Genomic DNA, 23,754 nt, shown 5'->3' with positions numbered 1-23,754 from the left:
GCCACGTTCGAGCCTGCCCATGGTCCTCGTGCAGCGCGAGATCCCCGGCGGCGCGGGCACCGCCGCCGCGCTGTGCGCGCTGGCCTGCGTGCCGTCCGGGCGCGCGGGGAGGAACCTGCCGGAGTGAAGCGGGCGGCTACCAGGTGCCCCGGACTTCTTCAGGGCTGGAGCCGAAGACGAGGTCGAGGACGCGGCTCATGCGTGGGTCGTAGACGTGGGCGTCCGGCTGGGCGACGTCCTCGGAGCGGCTGTAACGCCAGCCGCTGTTCACACCCGCGAAGTGTCGGTGGTGGATCTTGTCGGTCTTCACGGTTCCCGAGCCTGCGACGCTGTGCACGCGCCACTGCGTGGTCATCTCGTCCACGACGCCCGGCAGGGCCGCCCACTTCACCGTCGTCGTGCCCTTGGAACGGTGGTGGTAGTCAGTGAAGCGGCGCTGGCGGTCGGAGGCCATCGGAGTGCGCGTCGCCTTGGCCATCCAGTAGCCGGAGAACATCACGACGCCGGTCTCCGACTCGGCGGCGTGATCGAAGACGGACCGGCCGTCATCGGCGAGCATCAGCTCGTCGATGTCCGCGCTGATCACACCGGCCGCCTGGGACAGATAGCGGAAGCGGCCGTGCTCCAGGAGCCCGTACTGACAGTAGTCCGAGTCCCAGACCTTGTTGGGGCCGCCCTGCGGGCCGAAGGGGAACGGCCAGTCCACGACGACGGCCGTGGTGATTCCGTCCACCTCCGCGATGGCGTCGGCGACGTCTTGCGGGGTGTAGCGCGTGGAATTGTTGTCGTAGAAGACGATTCCGGTCACCCCGTGCACGAGGTGGTAGTAGCGCAGGAAGTCCTGGATCCAGACGAGGTCGTTGTCCTTGGACTTCGTGATGATCGTGCGCTGCCCGGCGAAGAGGTCCGACTCGTTCGGCGCGATCTCCGCGCTGAACCTGTCGTTCCCCAGGCTGAAGGACAGCTCGCGGCCCGCACCGGCCCCCGCGATCACCGAGCGCTGCGTGCGGCCCCAGTCGCGGAGATCGAGGGCGTCCGTGACGTCGGCACCGTCGACGCGCCAGGCCCCGTTGCTGAGCGGAGCCTTGAGGTTGCTCACCGGCGGGCCGCTCAGCCACACGTCGTCGCCGTACTGGAAGGCGTCGTAGAAGAGGGTGCGGTCGTCGAACTGCTCAAGGTATTCGGGCTGCCGGTCCTCCGGCTTGCGCGGCGGCTCCCGGCGGAAGGAGGAGGAGAGGGGCAGCGTCACCGCGGACGGCCGGACTACCTTGATCGTCTTGTGCTGCGGTTCCCCGCTCGTCCGCCGCAGATCCCAGGCCCGGCGCGAGAGACGGACCGGTTCGAGGAATTCATCGAGAGTGAGGGCGCCGGAGCCGTGCGCGTACCTGCGGCGCTCCGCCTCCAGCTCGGCCACGCGGCGGTCGAGGCGCGCTATCTCCGCCCGCAGGGCCTCCGTCGACGCGTGGGCGTCCTTGACGGCTCCAGATGTCATTCTCGCTCCCGTTTCCGAGTGCCCTCCGGTGGGCCCGGTCGCCGGGTCGCGGCCGGCGGCGGTGCGCGCCGATGAGGACGACGTTCGCAGTCAATAAAGTGACAATCATACGGCAGTCCATCGCGGTGCCGCTTCGCGCGAGGCGTCTCGTAGGTTCCGCAACGGGAGGAAGGCGCATGGTGGACGTGCTGACGTGGACGATCGAGAGGCGGATGCGACTGCCTGAGCGCGCCGAGCTGCTGCGCAAGGAGCTGGCGGAGATTGACGCCGAGCCGGGCCGACTGGAGGCGGCCGAGGTGGTGTTCAGGCAGGGGGCCGAGGCGACGGACAGAGGGCGGCGGCCGTCGGCCATCGTGGAGCAGGAGCAGGAGCAGGAGCAGGAGCAGGAGCAGGAGCAGGAGCAGGAGCAGGAGCAGGAGCAGGTGGTGGTGACGCCCAGGGCGGGTGGGATGCGGCTGATCCCGGACCGCGGGGAAGGCATGGGGGTGGAGGTGCTCACGCCGGAGTACCGGCGGATCATGGAGATCGTCGCGAAGGGGTCGGGGCCGGTGATGGTCAAGGACGCCGCGCTCGCGCTGGGTCGGGAGAACACCCCGGTAAAGGTCGAGCCGGTCCGCGGCCAGCTGCGCAAGGTGTCCGACAGAAGCTGGCTGTCCCGGACGGGCTTGGGGCGGTACCTGCCTCGTTGGACCGGCCCTGTTGATCGCCGACTGGGGCAGAGCGGCCAGTTCTGGCCGTAACGCGAGGGCCTTCAGCGGGAGTTGGCGTTCGTGTGAGGAAACAGCCGCCCGCCGAGGGCTCTCCCGGTGTTGTCTGCCAGGTCCGGCTTCCTGCGAACGCCGCGGTACACCGGTCTCGGTGTACCGCGGCGTTCGCGTGTGTGGGTACGTCAGAGCTCGCGGGCCTGCTCCAGCATCTTGTCGACGACTCGGGCGGACGCGTGTCCGTCGTCGAGGTCGCAGAAGAGATGGTGGAAGCGCTCGTAGCGATCCGCGTGTTCTGCGGAGACGGCATCGATGTCGAGGATCGCGTCGATCACGTCCGATGACGTGTGGAGCAAGGGTCCAGGTGCGTCATGCTCGAAGTCGAAATAGAAGCCACGCAGCTTGTCCCGATAGTGCTCCAGGTCGTATGTGAAGAAGAGCATGGGACGCCGTGTGTGAGCGTAGTCGAACATGACCGACGAGTAGTCGGTGATCATGGTATCGGCGATCAGGTACAGATCGGCGATGTCCGGATACTCGGAGACGTCGAAGACGAAACCGTTGCCCGCCCCAGGCACGGCGTCCACGATGTTCGAATGGCGGCGAACCAGCAGGATGTGGTCGTGCCCGAGGCGCTCGCGGGCGTCCTCGACATCGAGCCGCATGTCGAACCGGAACTGACCCCGGCGGTGGGACAGGTCGTCGCGCCAGGTCGGTGCGTAAAGGACGACCTTCTTGTCGGCGGGCAACCCCAGCTTCTCTTTGATTTCTGCGGCCCGCTTCTCGCGGTCGGAAGTGTAGAGGTAGTCGTTACGCGGGTACCCGGTCTCGACAATAGGGCCGTCGAAGGCCATCGCGCGCTTGAGGATCGGAGTGCTGAAGCGGTTGGAAGAGACCAGCATGCTCCAGTTCTTGGCCTCGATTTGCAGCCGCTCGTGATAACCGGGGTCGAACTTCGGGGCAGCGATGTCCAGGCCGATCTTCTTGAGCATGGTGCCGTGCCAGGTCTGGAGGATCACCTGGCCCTCCCGGCGCTCGACCCAGTGCGGCAGATGCGCGTTCGTCACGATGTAGCGGCAGCGGGCCAGTGCCTCGTACCAGTCGCTCGCCATGAAGGTGACCTTCCGCACCGTCGACGGGAGCTCGACCTGGTCGTCTCGGACGAGCCAGAGGTGCTCCACGGGCGTGCCACGACGCAGCAGCTCCTCGTGGATGGCGCGAGGGCTGTCCGAGTACTGCTTGCCGTTGTAGCTGATGTACAGGACGGCATCACGCAGAGGTTTGTTACGCCCGGCTTCGTAGACGTTCTTCCGAAGCTGGTCCTGACGGTACGGGCCCCACTCCGTGATGGAGAGGTTCGTGATGCAGTGAAGCTGGGGGAAGTCATGCCAACGACCTTCGAGGGAGTACTGACGGCCGTTGCTCTCCCCGCGTACCGGCAGTTTCCCGATCGTCAGCCGGTCGAGGACGAAGGGGGTGTCGACGCCACCCCGCGCTGACCGCAGGAAGAAGTTCCAACGTCCGGTCTTCAGCGGGAGGTTGCCCTTCGCGCCGGACATCGTGCCGGGATCAAAGGAGGCTTGGAACGCGCCGTTGGGCAGGACTGTCAGCGGTACGATCTTCTCGCTGAAGAAATCGCGTGCTTTGACGACGAGGACGGACTCACTCAGGTCGGCCGGCGTGTCGCCGGAGATCAGGTACTCGCCGTCCTTCCATCGGACTTCGGTGAGTCTGGCTTGCACCGGGCGGCCGGCGAACTTGAGATAGCCGTTGTTGCCTGAGATCAGGGCGAGCTCGTTGCGGTCGGCGTTCTCTCCCAGTGATGTGGGCAGCCTCACCTGGAGGTCGGCGAGCCCCTCTCGAACGACAGTGGAGAACTCTCGCTCGTTGCCCGCGACGTCCGTGGCGATGAGCGCCGTGCTCCAGTTGCGCCGCGAGGACATGCCCGGATCGACAGCATCGCCGCCGCGATCTTTCTCGTCCGTCATGTCCTGGTGCTCGGGAAGCAGCGCGATGTCCTTGAGCGGGACACTGACCTGGAAGGACGTACGCCCGCCGACGGAGACGCCCAGTACCACGGGGTAGGAGAGCAGCTCGCCGCTTTTGCGATTGGTGACGCGCAGTGCCACAGCCTCGTTCGAGGCCAGACGCTCACGGATCTCACCCTCGATCTCCACGAAGTCGCCGGAAGCTCGATAGCCGGTCACCAGCGCGCGCACCTTCTCGATGCGGAGCTTGAGGGAGCCCTTCCTGATGGACGGCAGAATCCGGAAATCCTCGCTCAGCCAGTGGTACGGAGGGTGGTTGGCGGGGTGCGGCCCACTCGCGTGTACCGACCGCTTGCGTATCATTCCGGCCGACGCCAGGCCGAGTCCGACGTGCCAGGTGCCCTCCTCCCACTCGCTGCCCGTCCGGAGCTTCGCCGGGTCGATCGTGGTCTCCCAGCCGGCCCAGTCGTAGTTGTGCGACTTCTGCTTCAGATAGCTGGTGCACTCAGGGCGGTAGACGTTGCGCAACGGCAGCAGCACTCGGCGCCGTGTGCCGCCTTTCTTGAGCTGGAGAACCTTGACCGCGCTGTGCTTGGTGGACTGGTCGATACGGTCGATCCAGGCGTGACCGAGCAGGTGGAGCTTGCCGTCCTGCCAGGAGATCTCCTGCAACGGGGCCCTGAGCTTCAGGTCGGGATCGATCCGCCGGGCGGTCTTAGGCAGACCCGCCGTCCCGTCTTTCCCGAGACCGGCGAACTTCGCGTGCTTACGGCGCAGTCCCTGGATGCGGACGCGTTCACCGCGCCGCTCCCCGTTGAGCATCTCTACCAGCTCGCCCATGGCGTGCTTGCGGACGAGGAACCACTTCACCCGCAGGCTGGCCGGGAGGTTGAGAACCACCTGAGGATCGACCTGATTGAGATAGCCGTTGACGACCTTGAGGAACTCGGCGCGGTATTCCTCGTCGCCGTCCGGCAGGACACGGAGGAAGATCCGCAGGTCGCCGGTGAGCGCGGTCCGGTCGTACTCACGCTTGAGTTCCGCGCACTCGGGTCCGGGCTGAGCCGCCAGGAAGCGGCTCACGCTCTCGACGGCCGCGGTTCGGTCCCTGACGGCCTTGGGTTCCGTACGCTGCTGAGTGATCGAAGGCGCGGCCTCGCCGTCGCGCAGTCGCCAGTAGTACGTCGGTTCGCTGATCACGTCGACGGCGTCGGCCAGCACCTGAGCGGGCACGATGACGGGTGTGTCCTCGTACAGGACTCCCTCAGGGAAGACGAACTGGTGCTTTTCCCAGAAGGTACGGCGGAAGACCTTGTTACATGCGATCCGGTCAGTGAGCAACCGGCGGTCATGGGTGACGTGAGTGCGCTGCACCGCGCCTCGGGCCAGGATCCGGTGCATCGGCGACTGCCAGACCCGAGTGGCGTTGATGTGGTGCACGTTACCGGTGACGAAATCGGAACCGCTGGCATCGAGGGTGGACACCATGAGCCGGTACGCGTCCGGTGGAATCAGGTCGTCGCTGTCGACGAACGCGAGGTACTCACTCTCTGGTGACATGTGCTCGTACCCGGTGTTGCGGGCCGCACCGAGGCCTGCGTTCTCCTTGCGAACGAGCTTGAACCGGGGGTCCCGCTCCGCGTATTCGGCGGCGATGGCCGCGGAATCGTCGGGTGATCCGTCATCCACCATGATCACTTCGAGGTCGCGGAACGTCTGCGCAGCCAGCGAATCCAGACAGGCAGGGAGGTAGACCTCCACGTTGTAGATGGGGACGACGACACTGAGTCGAGGGGTCATGTGGCGCGTTTTTCCTTTCGGTTCAGACCCGCTCGACCAGCTGGGATGCCTGGGCGGGAGACGGAGCGTGGGTGCGTTGCTCGAAGGGGACGAAGGGCAGCAGGCCGTCTTGGCCGAGGAACACCCGGCGGACGACGCGCTCGGCCGCGCGCCCGTCGTCGAACTCGCAGAAGCGTCGACGGAAGGCGGCCCGCAGCTCACCGGCGTCGGCGGCGCACCAGCCGCCGGAGCGCAGGAGCTCGGTCAGTTCGTCCTGGGTGGTCGCCACGGCACCCGGCGGTTCCTCTAGGAGGTTGAAGTACGTGCCGCGGACGGCGGAGTAGGTGTCCCAGTCGTCGGCGAAGATCACGATGGGACGGTCGAGGTTGGCGTAGTCGAACATCGCCGACGAGTAGTCCGTGATCAGGCAGTCCGCGGCGAGGTACAGCCGCTCGACGTCCGGGTGTCCCGATACGTCCACGATGCGGCCGGCCGCCTGGAGTTCGGCCAGCCGTGGCGAGGGCTTGTAGAAGTAGTGGCCGCGCACCAGCAGGGTGACGTCCTCGCCCAGCTGCTCGGCGAGCCGCGCGAGGTCGAGCCGCGGAGTGAAGCCCGACTGGTACTCGCGGTGCGTGGGCATATAGAGGAACGCCTTGGCGCCCTCCGCGAGACCGAGTTCGCGCCGCGCCAGTGCCACGTCCGCGGCCCCGGAATTGATCAGTACATCGTTGCGGGGATATCCGGTCTCGAGTGAGACATAGGAACAGGGGTACACCCGTTCCCAGACGGTGGTGGAGAACTGGTTCGACGTGAGGCTGTAGTCCCAGCGGTCGCAGCGCTCCAGCAGCGCCTCGAAGTCCATTTGCGTCGAAGCGGGGAATTTCCGCTGGTCGAGCCCCATGGTCTTGAGCGGGGTGCCGTGATGTGTCTGCAGGTGAATCTGCCCCTCGCGCTTCACTACGCGGTCGGAGAAGTTCACGTTGTTGACGAGGTAGGTGGCGCGGGCCAGCGCCGTCCAGTAGTCGCGCGATCCCACCAGTACGGTGTCGACCCCGTCGGGAACCTTGTGCGCCTCTTCGGCCTTGACTGCCCAGAGGCGACGGACGTGGGGCGCCTGGCGGGCCAGTTCGGCGTCGATCGCCGCGGGGTTGCAGGCGTATCCCCGGCTCCAGTACGCGGAGAAGAGGGCCAGATTCTCGTCCAGGGGCAGCCGCAGCTGCGACTGGTAGTGCAGACCCATCGCGGTACGTTTGGCGCGCCGAACCTGTTCGCCTCCGTAGCGGCGGGTCACGATGCGGGCCTTGCCCGCCGCCTTCAGGCCCCTGAGCGCGGCGTACGAGCCGCGGGCCAGCAGGGCGTACTTGTAGCCGCGGGGTCCCGCGGGGCGCCGGAAATCCGCTGGTTCGCGCTTTTGGAAATCGGCGGAGGCCAGCCGGAAGAACTCTTCTCGGGATCCGTGGGGAAGTCGGCCCGACTTCTCGAGGATGGTCAGATAGTGGTCGACCATTTTCCGGAACAAGGTCGGACGCCACTTGTCCAGATCGGGATTCGAGTCGAGGTGCGCGAATACCAGGGAATACTGGTCGAATACGTCGAAGTGCTTGCGGCTGGCGGTGCGAAGGATGTTTCCGCCTTCGCGGCGCTGCCGATAGTGCACGCATATTCGGTCCAGCACGGCTATCCGCTTCGCTGAAATCAGCGAGCAGAACGTCCAGGGCGCGTCCTCGTAGTATCCCTCGGGGAACTCGAATCCGTGCTGGACGATGAACTGCCGACGGTAGGCCTTGTTCCAGACGATCTGGAGCAGGTCGAGCAGCTCGGGACGCTCGGCCAGCGCGAAGGACGCGGGTCCCCGCTCGGTCAGGACCTCGCTGCGGGTGTTCCGCTTGACCTTCCCGTCCCAGTAGGACCGGGCGTAGTCGTAGACCAGGACGTCCGGGTCGCCGGTGGCGTCCAGCCGCGCCGCGATCGCGCCGAGGGAGCCGGGCGTCAGGGTGTCGTCGCTGTCGAGGAAGAGGACGTACTCGCCGGCGGCCTCCGCGAGACCGGCGTTGCGCGCCCGGCCGAGACCTACGTTGCTGGGCAGGTGGAGCACGCGTACCCGCGGGTCGCGGGCGGCGTACTCGTCGAAGATGGCCCCTGAGGCGTCGGGCGAGCAGTCGTCCACCGCGATGACCTCGAAGTCGGCGAAGTCCTGCTGCAGTACGGAGTCGAGGCACTCCCGAAGGTAGCTCTGCACGTTGTAGGCAGGCACAACGAGGGTAAGTCGAGGCATCCTTCACCAGTCCAAGGGGCTGTGCGCGGGGGTTCGTGGGCTTCGTGGGCTGAGGGGGCCGTCCTCGACGCACAGTTCGGATGGCTGCCTCGGCGTTGCAACAGCCTAAATGATGCGGGACCATCCCCTGTTGCCCACGGTTTGCCCGCGCTTCACCTTGGGACGAGGTTGCAACATGCTAAGCGGTGACTTGCGGCAATAGCGACGAAGGTTGGGAATCTCACATTTGCCTGATTTGATTTCCCCTGGGTGTGCGGTCACCGTTCAGGAGAACCTCAGCTAGGGAGAAGCAGCGATGGCGTGGATGGTGACCGGCGGGGCCGGATACATCGGGGCGCACGTGGTGCGCGCGATGCGGGAGAGCGGCGAGTCGGTCGTGGTGTACGACGACCTGTCGACCGGCGACCGCGAGCGGGTGCCCGAGGATGTGCCGCTGGTCGTCGGCAGCGTGCTGGACCGGCAGCGGCTGGACCAGGCGATCCGCGAGCACGCTGTGACGGGTGTGGTGCACATCGCGGCCAAGAAGCAGGTCGGGGAGTCGGTGGAGCGGCCCCTGTACTACTACCGGGAGAACGTGACCGGGCTGCAGACGCTGCTGGAGGCGATGGCGGACGCCCAGGTCGACCGGCTGGTCTTCTCGTCGTCGGCCGCCGTGTACGGCATGCCCGACGTGGATCTGGTCACGGAGGACACTCCGTGCGCCCCGATGAGCCCCTACGGCGAGACGAAGCTCGTGGGCGAGTGGCTGATCCGCGCGGCCGGGCGGGCGTGGGGGCTGCGCAGCGCGTCGCTGCGCTACTTCAACGTCGCGGGAGCGGCCGCCCCCGAAGTCGCCGACTCGGGTGTCTTCAATCTCGTACCGATGGTCTTCGAGCGGCTTGAGGACGGGGTGTCGCCGTTGATCTTCGGCGACGACTACGCCACGCCCGACGGCACCTGTGTGCGTGACTACATTCACGTCCAGGACATCGCCTCCGCCCACCTGGCCGCCGCGCGCAGGCTGGCGGACGTATCGGACGGTGCGAACCTCACGCTGAACATCGGGCGCGGGGAGGGTGTCTCGGTCCGGGAGATGGTCGAGCGGATCCTCAAGGTGACCGGCCGGGAGGAGCTCACGGCCGAGGTGACCGCCCGGCGGCCCGGCGACCCGGCGCGCGTGGTCGCGTCCGCCGACGCGATCCGCGACGAGCTGGGCTGGAGCGCCCGCCACGGCGTCGAGGAAATGATCGAGTCGGCCTGGGAGGGCTGGCGCCACCGCCACGGCTAGGCCGGACAGAGCCCAGGCGAGACGCCCGGTGCGGGGAGGGCTGCCCGGCCCTCCCCGCATGGGGGCTCGCGGTCGGTGGTCGAGGGCGTCAGTTCTGTTCGCTCTCGCGCGGTGCTGTGAGGGTGGGCTCTCGCTCGGGGACGCACGCCGCGGCTGGCTCCCGCCGGGACGCCGGGATACGGGGGGCGCCCTGGTCTCCCCGCTCTGCCTGGCCCCTCTGCTCTGCCTGGTCTCCTCGGAGACCCTGGCCCCCCTGGCCCCACCGATCCCGCCGCACAGTCGCCGCCCTCCGCAGCGCCTGCTCCGCCTCCTGGAAGCGAGCCTGCGGTGACGGGTCCGACGGGCCCAGCAGATACAGCGCCAACGCGGCGCGCTCGTCGGCCAGTTCGTCCTTGTCCGGGTCGCGCACCGCGGCCAGCAGCTCCGGCACCCCGCACGCGTCCGGGGTGAGGATCGTGGCCGCCCGCACCGTCGGGAACGCCGCGCGGAACTCCCGCTCGGACAGGTCGCCCGTGTTGGCCACCGCGTACGGCTTGCCGCTGGCCAGGAAGTCCGAGACCACGCTCGACACATCGCTGATCAGCAGGTCCGCCTGGTTGAAGCACGCGTACAGCGGCGGCCGCGCGCCGGTGACGATCTGGTGCTCCCACTCGGGCAGCGAGGCCCAGTACGCCGCCTCCCAGGCGGCCTGCGCGTCCGCGACGGCCGCGGCCCGGCCGGGCTCCGGGCGGCCCTGGCGGAGCATCCGTTCGGCACTGTCCGCCCCGCGCCGCGGGGAAACGGAGGTCAGCCGGTCCAGCTCCGCCGCCCGCCGGGCGAGCTCGGCCTGCCGCTCCGGCCCCGGACGGTCCCCCGAGCGCCGGTGGTTCGCCGTACGGATCAGCTCCCGGACGCGGGCGTCCGCCGCCCGCGCGCGCGGGTCGACCGACCCCGTCATGGGATGCGGTTTGTACAGCAGCCGTACGCCGTCGTCCGCCAGCAGCGCCCGCACGATGTTCTCGCCCGCCAGGATCACCGACGTATTGCCAAGGTCGCCGTCCCACCCCTCCCACGTGGGCGCGTAGAGCACCGTGGTGAACGCGCCCGCGGGCGGGCCGCCGTACGGCTGGATCGGCCGCAGCTGAGGACGGCCGATCTCGACGACGTCGCGGTCCTCGACGCCGACGTCCGCGAGCGCGTACCGCTCACGCGCGGCGGGCCCCGCGACCCACACCTCGTCGTACGCCTTCGCGTACGGATTGCAGCTGGACGCCTTGTCGCTCTCGCCGTGATTGACGAAGGCGTGCTTGATCGTCGGGATGCGCAGGATCTGCGAGGTCTTGCCGGAGTTCGCCGGGTGGAGCATCACCTCAAGAGTGGAGCGCTCCAGACGCATGAGCGTGGCGACCTTGGGGAGACAGACGACGGGGATGTCCGTCGCCGCGATCTTCTGCACCATGAAGCGCTCACGCAGCACGATCAGCGGACGGCCGCCGAGGCGGGCGAGCGGCTCCAGCCACATGTTCGCCTGGTACGCGGACGAGGGGCCGCCCGAGAAGTACAGGCCCACGGTGGGGCGGTACTCCGCCAGCCAGGCGTCGAACCAGTCCAGCACCTCGGACTCCGACGCGGGGCGGCGGCTCGGGAGCAGCCGCAGCGACAGCTCCCCGAGCCCGACCGCGGCCAGCGCGACGGACACCGCGATGCCGCCCGCCGCGAACCGCGGTACGTCGGTCGCGGCCGTGAGCAGCAGCCCGCAGGTCGCGGGCGAGCCGAACGCCAGCAGACGGCGTCCCGGCCTGCGCAGCAGCAGGGCCGGCGGCGCGGGGCTCAGCCGCAGCGCTGACGCGTCGATGTTCCGGGTGACCACCGGCAGGGTGCGGGTGCGGCGGACCCAGATCGCCGCCGCCTGGCAGGCGAAGTGCAGCGCGTAGAAGAGCAGCAGGCCGTAGACCAGCGGCAGGTAGAGCGTCGTGCGGGCGTCCGCGTCGAGGTTCAGCAGCCCGGCCACCAGCAGCAGGTCGCGCAGCACCTGCCGTACGGCGATGTCCGCGCGGATCCTGGCGAGGGCCGACGCCATTCGCGGCTGCCAGCGGTGGAGGGCGGCGTCGGCCGCGAGGCCCACGGCCGTCGAGACGACCAGGAGCGGCACATCGGGCAGCAGCGCGCCCACCGCCTGGGCCGCGAAGGAGACCGTCAGCACCAGCGGGGCCAGCAGCCGGCGGGCGACGCGCGCGACGCGAGGGGCCAGAGGGGCCAGGGGGCGAGAGGTCGGAAGACGAGGGGCCGGGAGACGAGGGGCCGGGAGGCGGGGGATCAGGAGGCGAGGGATCAGGAGGCGAGGGGCCAGGACACGACGGACTGTGGGCACTGCCGGAACTCCAAGCAGCTCGGTGTGCGCCGGGGCAGTTGGTTTTCACTGGCTTCCAACGTTGCACTGGCCTCCAGTGGCGTCCAGTGGCATCCACGCGCGCGTACGGACTCGGGGCTTGCTGCGCAACATCCGGAGCTCGGGCGCGGACATGGCCCGGCCCGCGTTTTCACGCGATCGGGGTATCCGGGGCGCTTCCGGGCGCCGGAGTGGAACCCGCGTTCCCAGCCCGCGAAACGCGGCGGCGCGTCCCGCCCGCCTCGCGTAGATTTGCGGGATCAGCAGCTCAAACCAGTGCGGCCACCCCTAGGGGTCGCACGTGTCAGGCGTGAGGCGGAGCGTGGCGAGGCAGAGTGTGACGGATGCCCGACGGATCGTGGTCAAGGTCGGCTCGTCGTCGCTGACCACCGCGGCCGGCGGCCTGGACGCGGACCGCGTGGACGCCCTGGTGGACGTGCTGGCCAAGGTGCGCAGCGGCGGCGAGAAGGAGATCGTGCTGGTCTCGTCCGGCGCCATCGCCGCCGGGCTCGCGCCGCTCGGGCTGCGCCGCCGCCCCCGAGACCTGGCCCGGCAGCAGGCCGCGGCGAGCGTCGGGCAGGGGCTCCTGGTCGCGCGCTACACCGCGTCCTTCGCCCGCTATGGGGTACGCGTCGGGCAGGTGCTGCTGACCAGCGACGACATGGCCCGCCGCGCCCACCACCGGAATGCCTCACGGACCCTGGACCAGCTGTTCGCCATGGGCGCGCTGCCGATCGTCAACGAGAACGACACCGTGGCGACGGACGAGATCAGGTTCGGCGACAACGACCGGCTGGCCGCGCTCGTCGCCCATCTCGTACGCGCCGACCTGCTGGTCCTGCTCTCGGACGTGGACGGCCTCTACGACGGCGACCCGGCGGGGTCCGACGCCTCGCGGATCGAGGAGGTGCGCGGGCCCGCCGACATCGCGCACGTACGGATCGGCAGCGCGGGCAAGGCCGGGGTCGGCACCGGCGGCATGGCCACCAAGGTCGAGGCGGCCTCGATCGCCGCCGCCGCGGGCACCCCGGTGGTGCTCACCTCGGCCGTGCACGCCGCCGACGCACTCGCCGGGCGGCCCACCGGCACCCACTTCCACGCCACCGGACGGCGCTCCGCCGACCGGCTGCTGTGGCTGCAGCACGCCTCGACGCCGCAGGGCGCGCTCACCCTCGACGACGGGGCCGTGCGCGCGGTGGTCCAGCGGCGCAGCTCGCTGCTGCCCGCGGGCATCCAGGCCGTGGAGGGCGAGTTCGCCGCGGGCGACCCGGTGGAGCTGCGGGACGCGGCGGGGCGCGCGGTGGCGCGCGGGCTCGTCAACTTCGACGCCAAGGAGATCCCCCAGCTGATCGGACGCTCGACTCGGGAGCTGGCCAGGGAGCTGGGGCCCGCGTACGAGCGCGAGGTCGTGCACCGGGACGACCTGGTGCTGCTGCCCGCGTAGCCAGGCCGAAAAGGTGCGGTTCGCCCGCACTAAGTGAGGGACCTTCCGGAAAACGGTCACGCGGACCGGCCCTAGCTGGTCAACTTTGAAGCGGGGAGTTCGGGCACCACGAACGCAGATCTGGAGGCCGCTGGTGAGACGAGTGCGCCCTGGGACGGCGGGGCGAGGCTCCGCTGAGCGGGCACTGACGAGCGTCGCGGCGGGAGCGGACTACGCGGACCACACGGCGGACGGCGCGAACACGGACACGGACGCGGACCCCGGCGGCGAGGGCGCGGCCGCGCACGGAGACAGGGCCGCACGCCCCGGCGACGCGGGCGTGACCGGCGGCGAGCGGCAGCCCCGGCTCTGGCACGTCACGCTGAGCGCGTCCGGACCGCCCGCGCCGCTGCCGGACATCCGGCGCGGCCTGGAGCAGCTCGCCCACGACCACCCGTTCCTGCTGACCAGCCGGTACGCCGAGGACCACGCGGAGATCCGCTACTGGGAGGAGGCCCGCGACCTGCACGACGCCGCCGCGGTCGCGCTGCGGCTGTGGGGCGAGCACCGGCAGAGCGCGCGGCTGCCCGCGTGGGAGATCGTGGGCCTTGAGGTCATCGACCGCGACACCTACCACCAGCGCGTCGCGGAGGGCTACGGCCCGCCCCCGGCTGTTCCGGTCGGCGTCCATCCCTTTTAGCGCCTAAACCGGCGCCGCTCTCGCGGACCTGGTTGCTCGCCGTGGGGGTTGCTCAATTGGTGGTTGCGGTGTGGGTGTGGGGGAGTGGGTCCCTGGCTGTGTCTCGGAGTGCGGGATTGCCGCTGGATGGTCAGGCCGCCCCGGCTACTCTTCGGGCATGACTGTGCCCTCCTCGCTCTCCCCGTACGACGACATGTCGGCCGTCGCCCAGGCCGCCTACCGCGCCCGCGGCGCCGCCGCCCAGATCGCGCCGCTGCCGCGCGCCGCCAAGGACGACGCCCTGCTGGCGATCGCCGACGCGCTCGAGGTGCGGACCAAGGAGATCGTGGAGGCGAACGAGCAGGACATCGCCAAGGCGAGGGCCGCGGGCACCAGCGAGTCGATCGTCGACCGGCTCACCCTCACCCCCGAGCGGGTCAGGGCGATCGCGTCCGACGTGCGCGACGTGGTCGCGCTGCCCGACCCGGTCGGCGAGGTCGTCCGCGGCTCGACCCTGCCCAACGGCATCGACCTGCGCCAGGTCCGGGTCCCGCTCGGCGTCGTCGGGATCATCTACGAGGCCCGGCCCAACGTGACCGTGGACGCCGCCGCGCTCTGCCTGAAGTCGGGCAACGCCGTACTGCTGCGCGGCTCGTCCTCCGCGTACCACTCCAACACCGCGCTGGTGCGGGTGCTGCGGGACGCCGTCGGCGGGGCCGGGCTGCCCGCCGACGCGATCCAGCTGGTGCCCGGCGAGAGCCGGGACTCCGTACGGGAGCTGATGCGCGCCCGCGGCCTGGTCGACGTGCTGATCCCGCGTGGCGGCGCCTCGCTCATCCGTACCGTCGTCGAAGAGTCCACCGTCCCGGTCATCGAGACCGGCACCGGCAACTGTCATGTGTATGTGGACGCCCAGGCCGACCTGGACATGGCCGTGGAGATCCTGGTCAACTCCAAGGCGCAGCGGCCCAGTGTGTGCAACGCGGCCGAGACGCTGCTCGTCCACCGGGACATCGCGGACGCCTTCGTGCCACGGGCGCTGGACGCCCTCGCCGAGGCCGGGGTCACCGTGCACGCGGACGAGCGGATCGCCGCGTACGCGGACGCCTCCAAGGCCACCGTGGTGCCCGCGACCACCGAGGACTGGGAGACCGAGTACCTCTCGTACGACATCGCGGCCGCCGTCGTCGACTCGCTGGACGCGGCCGTCGAGCACATCCGGCTGTGGACCTCGGGGCACACCGAGGCGATCGTCACCGGCTCGCAGCAGGCCGCCCGCCGGTTCACCCAGCTGGTGGACTCCACGACCGTCGCCGTGAACGCCTCGACGCGCTTCACGGACGGCGGGCAGTTCGGCTTCGGCGCCGAGATCGGGATCTCCACGCAGAAGCTGCACGCGCGCGGCCCGATGGGGCTGCCCGAGCTGACCTCGACGAAGTACATCGTCACCGGCGACGGGCACACCCGCTGAGACGGTCGTCGCAGAGGCGAACATGGGCGAATTCCCCTGCGGACTGCCCAAACCGACCCCCCAGGTCTACTCTGGATACGTGCCGGAGGACGTGGGGGGTACGCCGTTTCCCGACGGTGGCGAGCCCGACGACAGTCACGACCGCGGAGGCGCGGACGAAGAGTTCGCCTCCGTGGTGTTCGACGAGGACTTCGTGCGGTCGGCGCGGGTGCATGAGCCCACCGCCGTGGAGCGGCTGGTAGCCGCCGCCCAGGCGCGCGCCGACGGACACGAGTCCCACGACGGCCACGACAGCTATGACGGCTACGAGGGATACGACGCGGACGGCCGCCGCCACGGCGGGTACGGCGAGGACTTCTACGGCGACCACTACACCGGGTACGGCCACGGCTCGGAGCTCTACGAGGCCCCCGACCCGGAGGAGGCCCTGGAGGAGGGCGGCCGAGGCCGTCTGGGCGGGGCACGCTGGCATCGGACGGTCGCCTGGGTGCTCGCCGTGCTGATGGGTGTCGGCATGGTCGCGCTGGCGTTCACCGCCGTCTACCGGGGCGCCTCGTCGGGGAACCGGGACCCGGCCCCGCCGCCCGCGACCACGGAGACGGAGAACGCGCCCTCGACGTCCTCCGACTACCGGCGGCCACCGGTCTCCGCGGAGCCGCGCACCTCATGACGGTCCGTCAGAAGTTGTCCCGCACCGGGGAGTTTACCTGGAGTCGCACGGACCTACTCTGAAGGTATGACCGGGCCTGGAGACCCACCTGAGGGCACACCCGAAGGCGTCCCCGGTGGTGGCGAGGAAGAGTACCGATCCACTGTCTTCGACGAGTCGTTCGTCCGCGCTGCCCGGTTACAGGAGTTCTCGGCGCGGGAGCGGCTCACCGAGCACGCGCCCGCGGTGCGGCGGCTCGCCGGGCGGTCCGGCCGGACCGTCGGCGGGCTGCTGAGGGTCCAGTTCCTGATACTCGCGGTGCTGGTCGCCGCCGCCTTCGCCGCCGCGTTCTTCATGGGGCTCAGACAGTCGGAGCCGAGGGCGGTCGCACGCCCCGTAGGACCGCTGCGGATGACGGTCGTCCCGCTGGTCCCGACGGGTCAGGTGCCGGGGGCCGCGCGGGCCGACGTGCTCTTCGCGCGCTCGCCCGCCGCGGAGTTCAAGGCCGGTGCGGCCGGGATCGGGCTGCCCGCGGCGCGGCGCACCGAGCACTTCTCCGAGGGGCAGGTGATGACGGCGCTGACCACCGCCAAGGACTACCTGGTGCAGTCCTCACTCGACCCGGCCGTGCTCACCGGCGGCGCGGTGCGGCCGGTGCGGATACTGCTGGACGCGGACCAGTTCGACCAGTTCGACCGCAGCGTGCGGCACCCGGCCGCGGACGGACTGCACGCGGCCACCGGCTGGCTGGTGCGCTTCGACCCCGAGCGGACCGCGCTGGCCGACGCGCGGGTACGGGTACGGGGCAGAATGCGGATCGCCGAGTCGGGGCCCGACGCCCTCGAGGTGACCTCCGCGCACACCTTCGTCTACGCGCTGAAGCCGGTCGGCGCGGCCGGCGCGGCCGGTGCGGTCGGCGCGGCCGGTGGCGACGCGCGCGTCTCGCTGTTCACCGTACGGCGAGAACTGCGCTTCCGCTTCGACCAGGACGACCTGCGGCTGCGCAGGGCGGAGCTGCTGGCATCGGACCTCCAAGCCGGGCCGATGGCCTGCCCCGAAGACCCCGCCGACGCCGCGGAGCGGCTGCGCCCGCTGCTCGCGGGCCAGCGGGCCGAGACCGGGGGCCCGGCGGGCGTCGATCCGTACGCGACGGGCGGGACGCCGGTGCTGTGCGGGGTGCTCGCGGCGTCCGCACAGCCCTCGTCATCCGCCTGACGCCCGGCCCCGCCGGGCCTTCGGCCGTCAGCTGTCCGTGTCGCGGTCCTTGCCCGGCCTGTCGCCGCCGCCCTGGCCGTCCTGGCCGTCTCGGCTCCCGGCGCCCCGGAAGCTGTCGCGGAGCTTGCCGCCCAGGTCCCCGGCGCCGCCCGCGATGTCCGACACCAGCTTCATCAGCGGGTCCTTGCTGGTGCGGACCTCGTCGGCGTAGTTGCTCGCGGACTGCCGGAAGGAGTCCGAGACCGAGGCCTCCTGGTCCTCCTCGCGCCGCGGGTAGTGACCGTCCATGATCCGCTGGTAGTCGCGAGTCTCGGACCACTTCTTCAGCTCGGCCGCGCGCACCGCGGCGAAGGGGTGGGTACGCGGCAGTACGTTCAGGATCTTGAGTACGGAGTCGCGCAGGTCGCCCCCGGCCTCGTACTCCTCGGCCTGCTTCAGGAACGCGTCCACGTTCATCTCGTGGAGGTGGTTGCCGCCCGCGAGCTTCATCAGGCCGCGCATCGACGCCTGGAGGTCCTGGCCGACCAGGAGCCCGGCGCGGTCCGCGGAGAACTCGGACTTGCGGAACCACTCCCGCAGGGCGGTCACGATCGCCATGATCGCGATGTTGCCCAGCGGGATCCAGGCGACCCGGAGCGCGAGGTTGGTGAGGAACAGCAGGATCGTGCGGTACACGGAGTGGCCGGAGAGGGCGTGCCCCACCTCGTGGCCGATGACCGCGCGCATCTCCTCGTCGTCGAGAAGCTCGACCAGGCCCGTGGTGACGACGATGATCGGCTCGTCCAGGCCGATGCACATCGCGTTCGGGTTCGGGTCCTGGTTGACGTACATCGGCGGGACCTTCTCCAGGTCCAGGATGTAACAGGCGTCCCTGAGCATCGCGTTCAGATGCGCGAACTGGTCGTCGCTCACCCGCACCGAGTCCGACAAGAAGAGCAGTCGCAGGCTGCGCTCGGGCAGCAGCCCGCTGAGCGCCTTGAAGACGGTGTCGAAGCCGGTGAGCTTGCGCAGGGCCACCAGGGCCGAGCGGTCCGCCGGGTGCTCGTACGCCCGCGAGGAGATCCCCTCGAAGCGGCGCCGTCGGCGACCCGGCAGGTTGTCCTGGCTTTCGGTGTTCTCGGTCATGTGTGACGCCCCCAAAGTCTCCGCGCGTGGGTCTGCGCGCTGTGCGAGTGTTCTCGCCCCCCGGTGGAACGTCCAGCCTACGGGCAGGGTTCCGGATCGGGCGACGGTACGCGGCGCGCACGCCTGACGCCGTACGCCTGAGTCGGAGTGAGGACGCGGGAGGCCCCCGCATACGATGGGCTGGAAGCCTCAAGCCCGTACCCACCCGGATAGGTCCTGCCGACGATGAGCATCCTGCACAGCACCGCAGCTCAGCTGACCCCCCTCGCCTCCGAGGGAGGTTCAGGCCCCAACCCCCTGCTGACCGGAGGCGGTGCGTTCATCGCGCTGCTCCTGCTGCTCTGGATCACCACGCGCTTCAACCGCGACCGCTGAGCGGTGCGGCCGGGCCGGTAGGGTCTCCACGCATGGGAGAGCAGGACATGCCTACCGGCCCGGTGGACGACAGCGGCGCGCACAAGCGCCGCCTCGGCGTCATGGGCGGAACGTTCGATCCGATCCACCACGGCCACCTGGTGGCCGCCAGTGAGGTGGCCGCCCAGTTCCACCTGGACGAGGTGGTGTTCGTGCCGACCGGGCAGCCGTGGCAGAAGACCCACAAGACGGTCTCACCGGCCGAGGACCGCTATCTGATGACGGTCATCGCCACCGCCGAGAACCCCCAGTTCTCGGTCAGCCGCATCGACATCGACCGCCCCGGCCTCACCTACACCAAGGACACGCTGCGTGAACTGCGGGCCCTGAATCCGGACGCGGACCTGTTCTTCATCACCGGAGCCGACGCCCTGAGCCAGATCCTGACCTGGCAGGACGCGGCGGAGACCTTCTCGCTCGCCCACTTCATCGGGGTGACCCGCCCCGGTCACCACCTCGCCGACCCCGGACTTCCGGAGGGCGGAGTGTCCCTGGTGGAGGTTCCGGCGCTGGCGATCTCCTCGACGGACTGCCGTGCGAGGGTCGCCAAGGGGGAGCCGGTCTGGTATTTGGTGCCAGACGGTGTGGTGCGCTACATCGACAAGCGCGAGCTGTACCGCGGCGACTGAGCCGAGAGGGGCACCGGTGAACGACCGACAGTACGACCCCCAGTACGACCCGTACGCGGACGCGCGCGAGGGCGGGCAGGAGGGGCAGCCGTACGAGATCGTCGGGTACGACGAGTACGGCCGACCGGTGTACCAGCAGGCCGCGTGGCAGCAGCAGCCGCACTCGCACCCGTACTCGCACCCGCACTCGTACCCACCGCAGGCCCAGGCGCCCGAGCAGTACGACCCGTACGGCACGCAGGCGTACTACGGCTCGCAGCAGGTCCCGCAGCAGCAGGGGTACGGCTACGACCCCTACGCCGCCGCCACCGACACCGGGCAGCAGCAGCCCGCCCAGGGCTATGACCCGTACGCCCCCCCAGCAGCCCCAGCCCCAGCCCCAGACTCAGCAGACCCAGGTCCAGCAGCAGGCGGCCTGGGTCCCGCAGCAGCACCAGCCCGGACCGGAGCGGGAGCACGGCTACGAGCCCGAGCCCACGCCGGACCACGACGGTGACCGTGACCATGACCGCGACTACCGCACGGAGATGTTCGCCTTCATTGAGGAGCCGGACGACGACTCCGAGGACGTCATCGACTGGCTGAAGTTCACCGAGAGCCGCACCGAGCGCCGCGAGGAGGCCAGACGCCGTGGCCGCAACCGCACGGTCGCGCTGGTCGTGGTGCTCGTGCTGGCGCTCACCGGAGGCGTCGGCTACCTCTGGTACGCGGGCAAGCTGCCGGGCATGGCCGACGCCTCCGGCGAACCGGCCGCGACGAGCGGCCCGCAGAAACGCGACGTGATCGTCGTCCACCTGCACAACACCAAGCAGGGCGGCACCTCCACGGCGCTGCTCGTCGACAACACCAGCACCGGGCAGGGCACCACCGTGCTGCTGCCCAACTCACTCGCTGTGACCAGCGGCGACGGCGCCGCCGTGACCACGCTGGGCAAATCCGTCGACGAAGACGGCACGGCCGGGACCCGTGAGGCGATCGACACGCTGTTGGGCACCCGGATCGAGGGCAGCTGGCGACTGGACACCCCGTATCTGAACAACCTCGTCGAGCTGGTCGGCGACATCGAGATCGACACGGACACCGACGTCCCGGACCCCAAGGGGACCGGGAAGGACGCCAAGGACGCCAAGGACGCCGAGAAGGACGCGTCCCCGCTGGTCAGCAAGGGCGAGCAGCAGACACTCAGCGGCCCGATGGCGGTCGCGTACGCCACCTACCGCGCGCCGGGCGAGGCCGAGACCGCGCAGCTGGAGCGGTTCGGCGCGGTCCTGCGGGGCGTGCTGCGCAAGATGCCGACCGACCCCGACGACGCCACCGTCACGGTCAAGACGCTCGCCCAGATCCTGGACCCGTCGCTGAACGAGAAGGACCTGGGCGTATCGCTGGCCAAGCTCGCCGAGCACGCCAAGGAAGGCGCCTACGACACCCGAGTGCTGCCGGTCCGAGGCGACGGCACGCTGACCGACAAGGCCACCGAAACCGTGGTCAAGGAGGTCCTGGGCGGCACGGTCAGCGCCCCTGAACAGGGCACGCCGCCCCGCGTGGACGTCTCCGGCGACAAGCAGGCGGTCGCCAGCGCCCGCGTCTCGCTGGTCAACGGCGGCTACACGGTGGTCTCCGGCGGCACGGACGCCTCGCCGCCGGGCAGCACCCAGGTCAGGTACGCGGACGCCGCCCGGAAGGCGGAGGCGGTCGAGGTCGCCAAGACGCTGGGGCTCTCGGCGAGCGCGGCCAAGAAGGGCGAGGTCGCGGCGAACGCGGACATCACGGTGGTCCTGGGCACGGACTACGAGGCCGGGTAGTAGCCGTGTGGCGCACGGGCGCGGTGCCCGGCGCGGCACCCGCGTCCGGGCGGGATCGCTTAAGCGCCGGGCGGGATCGCTTAAACGTTTGGGGTGCTGTCGGCGGTCCGTGAGACCCTTGAGGTACCGCTGACGCGGGGCAGCATCACGCGCGGCCACGCCGCGCACCCCCGCGCCCACCCGAATGACCGTCTAAAGAAAGCCTCGTAGTGACCGCGACGGACCGCTCCACCGAGCTCATCAACGTTGCCGCGCAGGCGGCCGCCGACAAGCTCGCGCACGACATCATCGCCTACGACGTCAGCGACGTCCTGGCGATCACGGACGCCTTCCTGCTGGCATCCGCACCCAACGACCGCCAGGTCAAGTCGATCGTCGACGAGATCGAGGAGCGCCTGAACAAGGAGCTCGGCGCCAAGCCGGTGCGCCGCGAGGGCGACCGCGAGGCCCGCTGGGTGCTGCTCGACTACGTCGACATCGTGGTGCACGTCCAGCACAGCGAGGAGCGGGTCTTCTACGCCCTTGAGCGCCTCTGGAAGGACTGCCCCGAGCTGGAGCTGCCGGCCGACGCCCAGGCCACCCGCGGCAAGGCCGAACAGCACGCCAAGGAGACCGCCGCCGACGAACCGGTCGGGGACTTCTGGTGAGCGGTAGCGGCACCGGCAGCGGCAGCGGTGACGTCGGCGACGCGCGCCGCAGCGGCCGCCGCGTCATCCTGTGGCGGCACGGCCAGACCTCCTGGAACCTGGAGCGCCGCTTCCAGGGCAGCACGGACATCGAGCTGACCGAGGACGGCGTCGGGCAGGCCCGCCGGGCCGCCCGGCTGCTCGCCTCGCTGCGCCCGGACGCCATCGTCGCCTCCGACCTGCGACGGGCCTCCGCGACGGCGCGGGAGCTCGCCGCGCTCACCGGGCTCGACGTCGCCTACGACGACAACCTGCGGGAGACCTACGCCGGTGAGTGGCAGGGCCTGACGCACGACGAGATCATGGCGCGGTTCGGCGAGCAGTACGCGGCGTGGAAGCGCGGCGAGCCGGTGCGCCGCGGCGGCGGCGAGCTGGAGACCGAGGTCGCCGACCGGGCCGCGCCCGTCGTGCTGCGGCACGCGGACAAGCTGCCCGACGACGGGACGCTGGTGGTCGTCAGCCACGGCGGCACCATCCGTACCACCATCGGCCGCCTGCTCGGCCTGGAGCCGCACTCCTGGGAGAGCCTGGGCGGGCTCTCCAACTGCTGCTGGTCGGTGCTCGGCGAGGGTGCTCGCGGCTGGCGCCTTCTGGAGCACAACGCGGGCACCCTCCCGGAGCCCGTACTCGGCGACGACGACTGAGCGCCGCCGCCGCGCCGTCGTCGGGGCCGGTGCGCCGCCCATGGCCCCGGATTTCACTTTCCGGCAGGTCACGGGCTAGAGTTCTTCTTGTTCGCCCGCCGAGCGGGAAGAACACTCGGGGCTATAGCTCAGTTGGTAGAGCGCCTGCATGGCATGCAGGAGGTCAGGAGTTCAATTCTCCTTAGCTCCACAATCCCGGTACACCCGGCCTCAGGAATCCCGTCCGATCACCTCGATCGGGCGGGATTCCTGCGTGTGCGGCAGTGTGTGCGGCGGAGGGGCCCGCCGGGGCCAAGTGCCGTGCTCGCGACCGCGATCCGGCGGCCGCCGTGTCCGGACTGGTACGTGTTCGCCGCTGACCCATCCGTGTGACCGTGACAGAATCGTACGGTCGCGAGGGGAATCGGCTGTACGGACTGGCCCGTTGGGAGGGAGAGGCGTGATGCCCGCGAGCAACCTCGAGAAGGTCGGCGACCTGCTCGACGCGGCCGAGGCGCACGGCCACGACCCCACGGCCGGAAACCGTCCGACCGCCCTGAGCTGCCCGTCCTGCGGTTCCGCCCACGTCGCCCAAGTGCTGGGCGACAATGGCGGGATCTCCTATGTGTGTACGGCCTGCGGCCACAGCTGGAGCTGATCGATGGGTGCACACAGGAGGACCTGCGACTGGTGCGGCAGCGGCACGCCCATCGTCCGCGACATGGAGCCGGTGAACGCCGAGTACCAGTACTGGTGCGAGGAATGCGCGCGGGCGCTGATCATAAAAGGCGACCCGATCGAGACCTACCGTGAGCTCGAGGGTGAGCCGATCTACGGACGGCTCCTGGACGAGCACTGCACCCTCAAGCGCTTCTACTCCTTCGCCACGGCGTGAGGGACGCGCGGACCCCGGTCGGGAAACCGATTTGGTGGATGGCCGGGTGGACCGTTAATGTTGTCGACGTCGCCGAGGGGAAGCCTCCAGGAGCGACACACCGCAAGGGGCTATAGCTCAGTTGGTAGAGCGCCTGCATGGCATGCAGGAGGTCAGGAGTTCAATTCTCCTTAGCTCCACAAGAGATCACAGGAGAGCGGGGGGCCCCCCCCCGGGGGCCCCCCCCCCCCCCGCCCCCGCGGCCCCCCCCCCCCCCCGCCCGCCCCCCCC

The 23,754-nt window shown here is 70.0% G+C and carries 18 protein-coding genes, 2 tRNA genes and 1 pseudogene; 16 read left to right on the top strand and 5 right to left on the bottom strand.

Going from position 1 to position 23,754, the window contains the following annotated elements; all coding sequences use genetic code 11:
* Positions 1-136 precede the first annotated feature (136 nt).
* A complete protein-coding gene (locus ACX6XY_RS24935; protein WP_460334976.1) occupies positions 137-1,492 on the bottom strand; it encodes a glycosyltransferase family protein in 1,356 nt (451 codons plus the stop codon).
* A 176-nt stretch (positions 1,493-1,668) separates the two neighbouring features.
* Here ACX6XY_RS24935 and ACX6XY_RS24930 point away from each other — a divergent pair, with 176 nt between their 5' ends.
* Positions 1,669-2,232, top strand: coding sequence for a hypothetical protein (locus tag ACX6XY_RS24930; RefSeq protein ID WP_460334973.1), 564 nt, complete (start codon positions 1,669-1,671; stop codon positions 2,230-2,232).
* A gap of 149 nt (positions 2,233-2,381) precedes the next feature.
* Here ACX6XY_RS24930 and ACX6XY_RS24925 read toward each other — a convergent pair whose 3' ends face one another.
* Positions 2,382-5,984, bottom strand: a complete 3,603-nt coding sequence (locus tag ACX6XY_RS24925) for a bifunctional glycosyltransferase/CDP-glycerol:glycerophosphate glycerophosphotransferase (RefSeq protein WP_460334970.1) — start codon at positions 5,982-5,984, stop codon at positions 2,382-2,384.
* Between the two features lie 22 nt (positions 5,985-6,006).
* Entirely contained in the window at positions 6,007-8,238 is a 2,232-nt protein-coding gene (locus ACX6XY_RS24920) for a bifunctional glycosyltransferase/CDP-glycerol:glycerophosphate glycerophosphotransferase (protein ID WP_460334967.1), read from the bottom strand.
* A gap of 295 nt (positions 8,239-8,533) precedes the next feature.
* Here ACX6XY_RS24920 and galE point away from each other — a divergent pair, with 295 nt between their 5' ends.
* Complete coding sequence (gene galE, locus ACX6XY_RS24915; protein WP_460334964.1) at positions 8,534-9,505, top strand: UDP-glucose 4-epimerase GalE; 972 nt, start codon at positions 8,534-8,536, stop codon at positions 9,503-9,505.
* An 88-nt stretch (positions 9,506-9,593) separates the two neighbouring features.
* Here galE and ACX6XY_RS24910 read toward each other — a convergent pair whose 3' ends face one another.
* Complete coding sequence (locus ACX6XY_RS24910) at positions 9,594-11,735, bottom strand: hypothetical protein (protein WP_460335027.1); 2,142 nt, start codon at positions 11,733-11,735, stop codon at positions 9,594-9,596.
* Between the two features lie 475 nt (positions 11,736-12,210).
* Here ACX6XY_RS24910 and proB point away from each other — a divergent pair, with 475 nt between their 5' ends.
* The 5 genes from proB to ACX6XY_RS24885 all read left to right on the top strand — a co-directional run bounded on the left by proB (position 12,211) and on the right by ACX6XY_RS24885 (position 17,310).
* Complete coding sequence (proB, locus tag ACX6XY_RS24905; protein ID WP_460334962.1) at positions 12,211-13,317, top strand: glutamate 5-kinase; 1,107 nt, start codon at positions 12,211-12,213, stop codon at positions 13,315-13,317.
* Positions 13,318-13,450: 133 nt separating this feature from the next.
* Complete coding sequence (locus ACX6XY_RS24900; RefSeq protein WP_460334959.1) at positions 13,451-13,996, top strand: hypothetical protein; 546 nt, start codon at positions 13,451-13,453, stop codon at positions 13,994-13,996.
* Positions 13,997-14,153: 157 nt separating this feature from the next.
* A complete protein-coding gene (locus ACX6XY_RS24895; protein WP_460334956.1) occupies positions 14,154-15,446 on the top strand; it encodes a glutamate-5-semialdehyde dehydrogenase in 1,293 nt (430 codons plus the stop codon).
* A 79-nt stretch (positions 15,447-15,525) separates the two neighbouring features.
* The gene (locus ACX6XY_RS24890; protein WP_460334953.1) at positions 15,526-16,116 is read left to right on the top strand and encodes an SCO2584 family spore wall biosynthesis protein; all 591 of its coding nucleotides are present in this window, start codon (positions 15,526-15,528) and stop codon (positions 16,114-16,116) included.
* 66 nt (positions 16,117-16,182) lie between these two features.
* Entirely contained in the window at positions 16,183-17,310 is a 1,128-nt protein-coding gene (locus ACX6XY_RS24885) for an SCO2583 family membrane protein (RefSeq protein WP_460334950.1), read from the top strand.
* A 27-nt stretch (positions 17,311-17,337) separates the two neighbouring features.
* On the opposite strand, the gene ACX6XY_RS24880 is transcribed toward ACX6XY_RS24885, so the two are convergent.
* Complete coding sequence (locus ACX6XY_RS24880; RefSeq protein ID WP_460334947.1) at positions 17,338-18,435, bottom strand: M48 family metallopeptidase; 1,098 nt, start codon at positions 18,433-18,435, stop codon at positions 17,338-17,340.
* 225 nt (positions 18,436-18,660) lie between these two features.
* On the opposite strand from ACX6XY_RS24880, the gene ACX6XY_RS24875 reads away from it, so the two are divergent.
* The 9 genes and pseudogenes from ACX6XY_RS24875 to ACX6XY_RS24835 all read left to right on the top strand — a co-directional run bounded on the left by ACX6XY_RS24875 (position 18,661) and on the right by ACX6XY_RS24835 (position 23,663).
* Positions 18,661-18,810, top strand: coding sequence for a hypothetical protein (locus ACX6XY_RS24875; protein ID WP_460334945.1), 150 nt, complete (start codon positions 18,661-18,663; stop codon positions 18,808-18,810).
* A 32-nt stretch (positions 18,811-18,842) separates the two neighbouring features.
* A complete protein-coding gene (nadD, locus tag ACX6XY_RS24870; RefSeq protein WP_460334942.1) occupies positions 18,843-19,478 on the top strand; it encodes a nicotinate-nucleotide adenylyltransferase in 636 nt (211 codons plus the stop codon).
* Positions 19,479-19,494: 16 nt separating this feature from the next.
* A pseudogene (locus tag ACX6XY_RS24865) lies at positions 19,495-21,280 on the top strand (LCP family protein).
* Between the two features lie 209 nt (positions 21,281-21,489).
* Entirely contained in the window at positions 21,490-21,927 is a 438-nt protein-coding gene (rsfS, locus tag ACX6XY_RS24860; protein ID WP_460334939.1) for a ribosome silencing factor, read from the top strand.
* Positions 21,921-22,610, top strand: a complete 690-nt coding sequence (locus ACX6XY_RS24855) for a histidine phosphatase family protein (RefSeq protein WP_460335024.1) — start codon at positions 21,921-21,923, stop codon at positions 22,608-22,610. The genes rsfS and ACX6XY_RS24855 overlap by 7 nt, the downstream gene beginning before the upstream one ends.
* Positions 22,611-22,727: 117 nt before the next feature.
* A tRNA-Ala gene (locus ACX6XY_RS24850) sits at positions 22,728-22,800 on the top strand.
* A 252-nt stretch (positions 22,801-23,052) separates the two neighbouring features.
* Positions 23,053-23,247 carry a hypothetical protein gene (locus ACX6XY_RS24845; RefSeq protein ID WP_460334936.1) on the top strand — a complete coding sequence of 65 codons (195 nt, stop codon included), beginning with the start codon at positions 23,053-23,055 and terminating at the stop codon, positions 23,245-23,247.
* A 3-nt stretch (positions 23,248-23,250) separates the two neighbouring features.
* On the top strand, positions 23,251-23,484 hold the full coding sequence (locus ACX6XY_RS24840) for a hypothetical protein (RefSeq protein ID WP_460334934.1): 234 nt from the start codon (positions 23,251-23,253) through the stop codon (positions 23,482-23,484).
* A 106-nt stretch (positions 23,485-23,590) separates the two neighbouring features.
* Positions 23,591-23,663 (top strand) — tRNA-Ala (locus ACX6XY_RS24835).
* The last annotated feature ends 91 nt before the right edge of the window (positions 23,664-23,754 follow it).

This window comes from Streptomyces sp. O3, assembly GCF_054788135.1.
Note: the sequence above shows the minus strand (reverse complement) of the source record. Positions and strands in the feature narration are given on the sequence as shown.

Coding starts and splice junctions, on each gene's coding strand:
- ACX6XY_RS24845 (WP_460334936.1), top strand. CDS start 23,053: ATGCCCGCGAGCAACCTCGAGAAGGTCGGCGACCTGCTCGACGCGGCC.
- galE (WP_460334964.1), top strand. CDS start 8,534: ATGGCGTGGATGGTGACCGGCGGGGCCGGATACATCGGGGCGCACGTG.
- ACX6XY_RS24840 (WP_460334934.1), top strand. CDS start 23,251: ATGGGTGCACACAGGAGGACCTGCGACTGGTGCGGCAGCGGCACGCCC.
- ACX6XY_RS24935 (WP_460334976.1), bottom strand. CDS start 1,492: ATGACATCTGGAGCCGTCAAGGACGCCCACGCGTCGACGGAGGCCCTG.
- ACX6XY_RS24895 (WP_460334956.1), top strand. CDS start 14,154: ATGACTGTGCCCTCCTCGCTCTCCCCGTACGACGACATGTCGGCCGTC.
- ACX6XY_RS24920 (WP_460334967.1), bottom strand. CDS start 8,238: ATGCCTCGACTTACCCTCGTTGTGCCTGCCTACAACGTGCAGAGCTAC.
- ACX6XY_RS24930 (WP_460334973.1), top strand. CDS start 1,669: ATGGTGGACGTGCTGACGTGGACGATCGAGAGGCGGATGCGACTGCCT.
- ACX6XY_RS24925 (WP_460334970.1), bottom strand. CDS start 5,984: ATGACCCCTCGACTCAGTGTCGTCGTCCCCATCTACAACGTGGAGGTC.
- ACX6XY_RS24875 (WP_460334945.1), top strand. CDS start 18,661: ATGAGCATCCTGCACAGCACCGCAGCTCAGCTGACCCCCCTCGCCTCC.
- ACX6XY_RS24880 (WP_460334947.1), bottom strand. CDS start 18,435: ATGACCGAGAACACCGAAAGCCAGGACAACCTGCCGGGTCGCCGACGG.
- ACX6XY_RS24885 (WP_460334950.1), top strand. CDS start 16,183: ATGACCGGGCCTGGAGACCCACCTGAGGGCACACCCGAAGGCGTCCCC.
- nadD (WP_460334942.1), top strand. CDS start 18,843: ATGGGAGAGCAGGACATGCCTACCGGCCCGGTGGACGACAGCGGCGCG.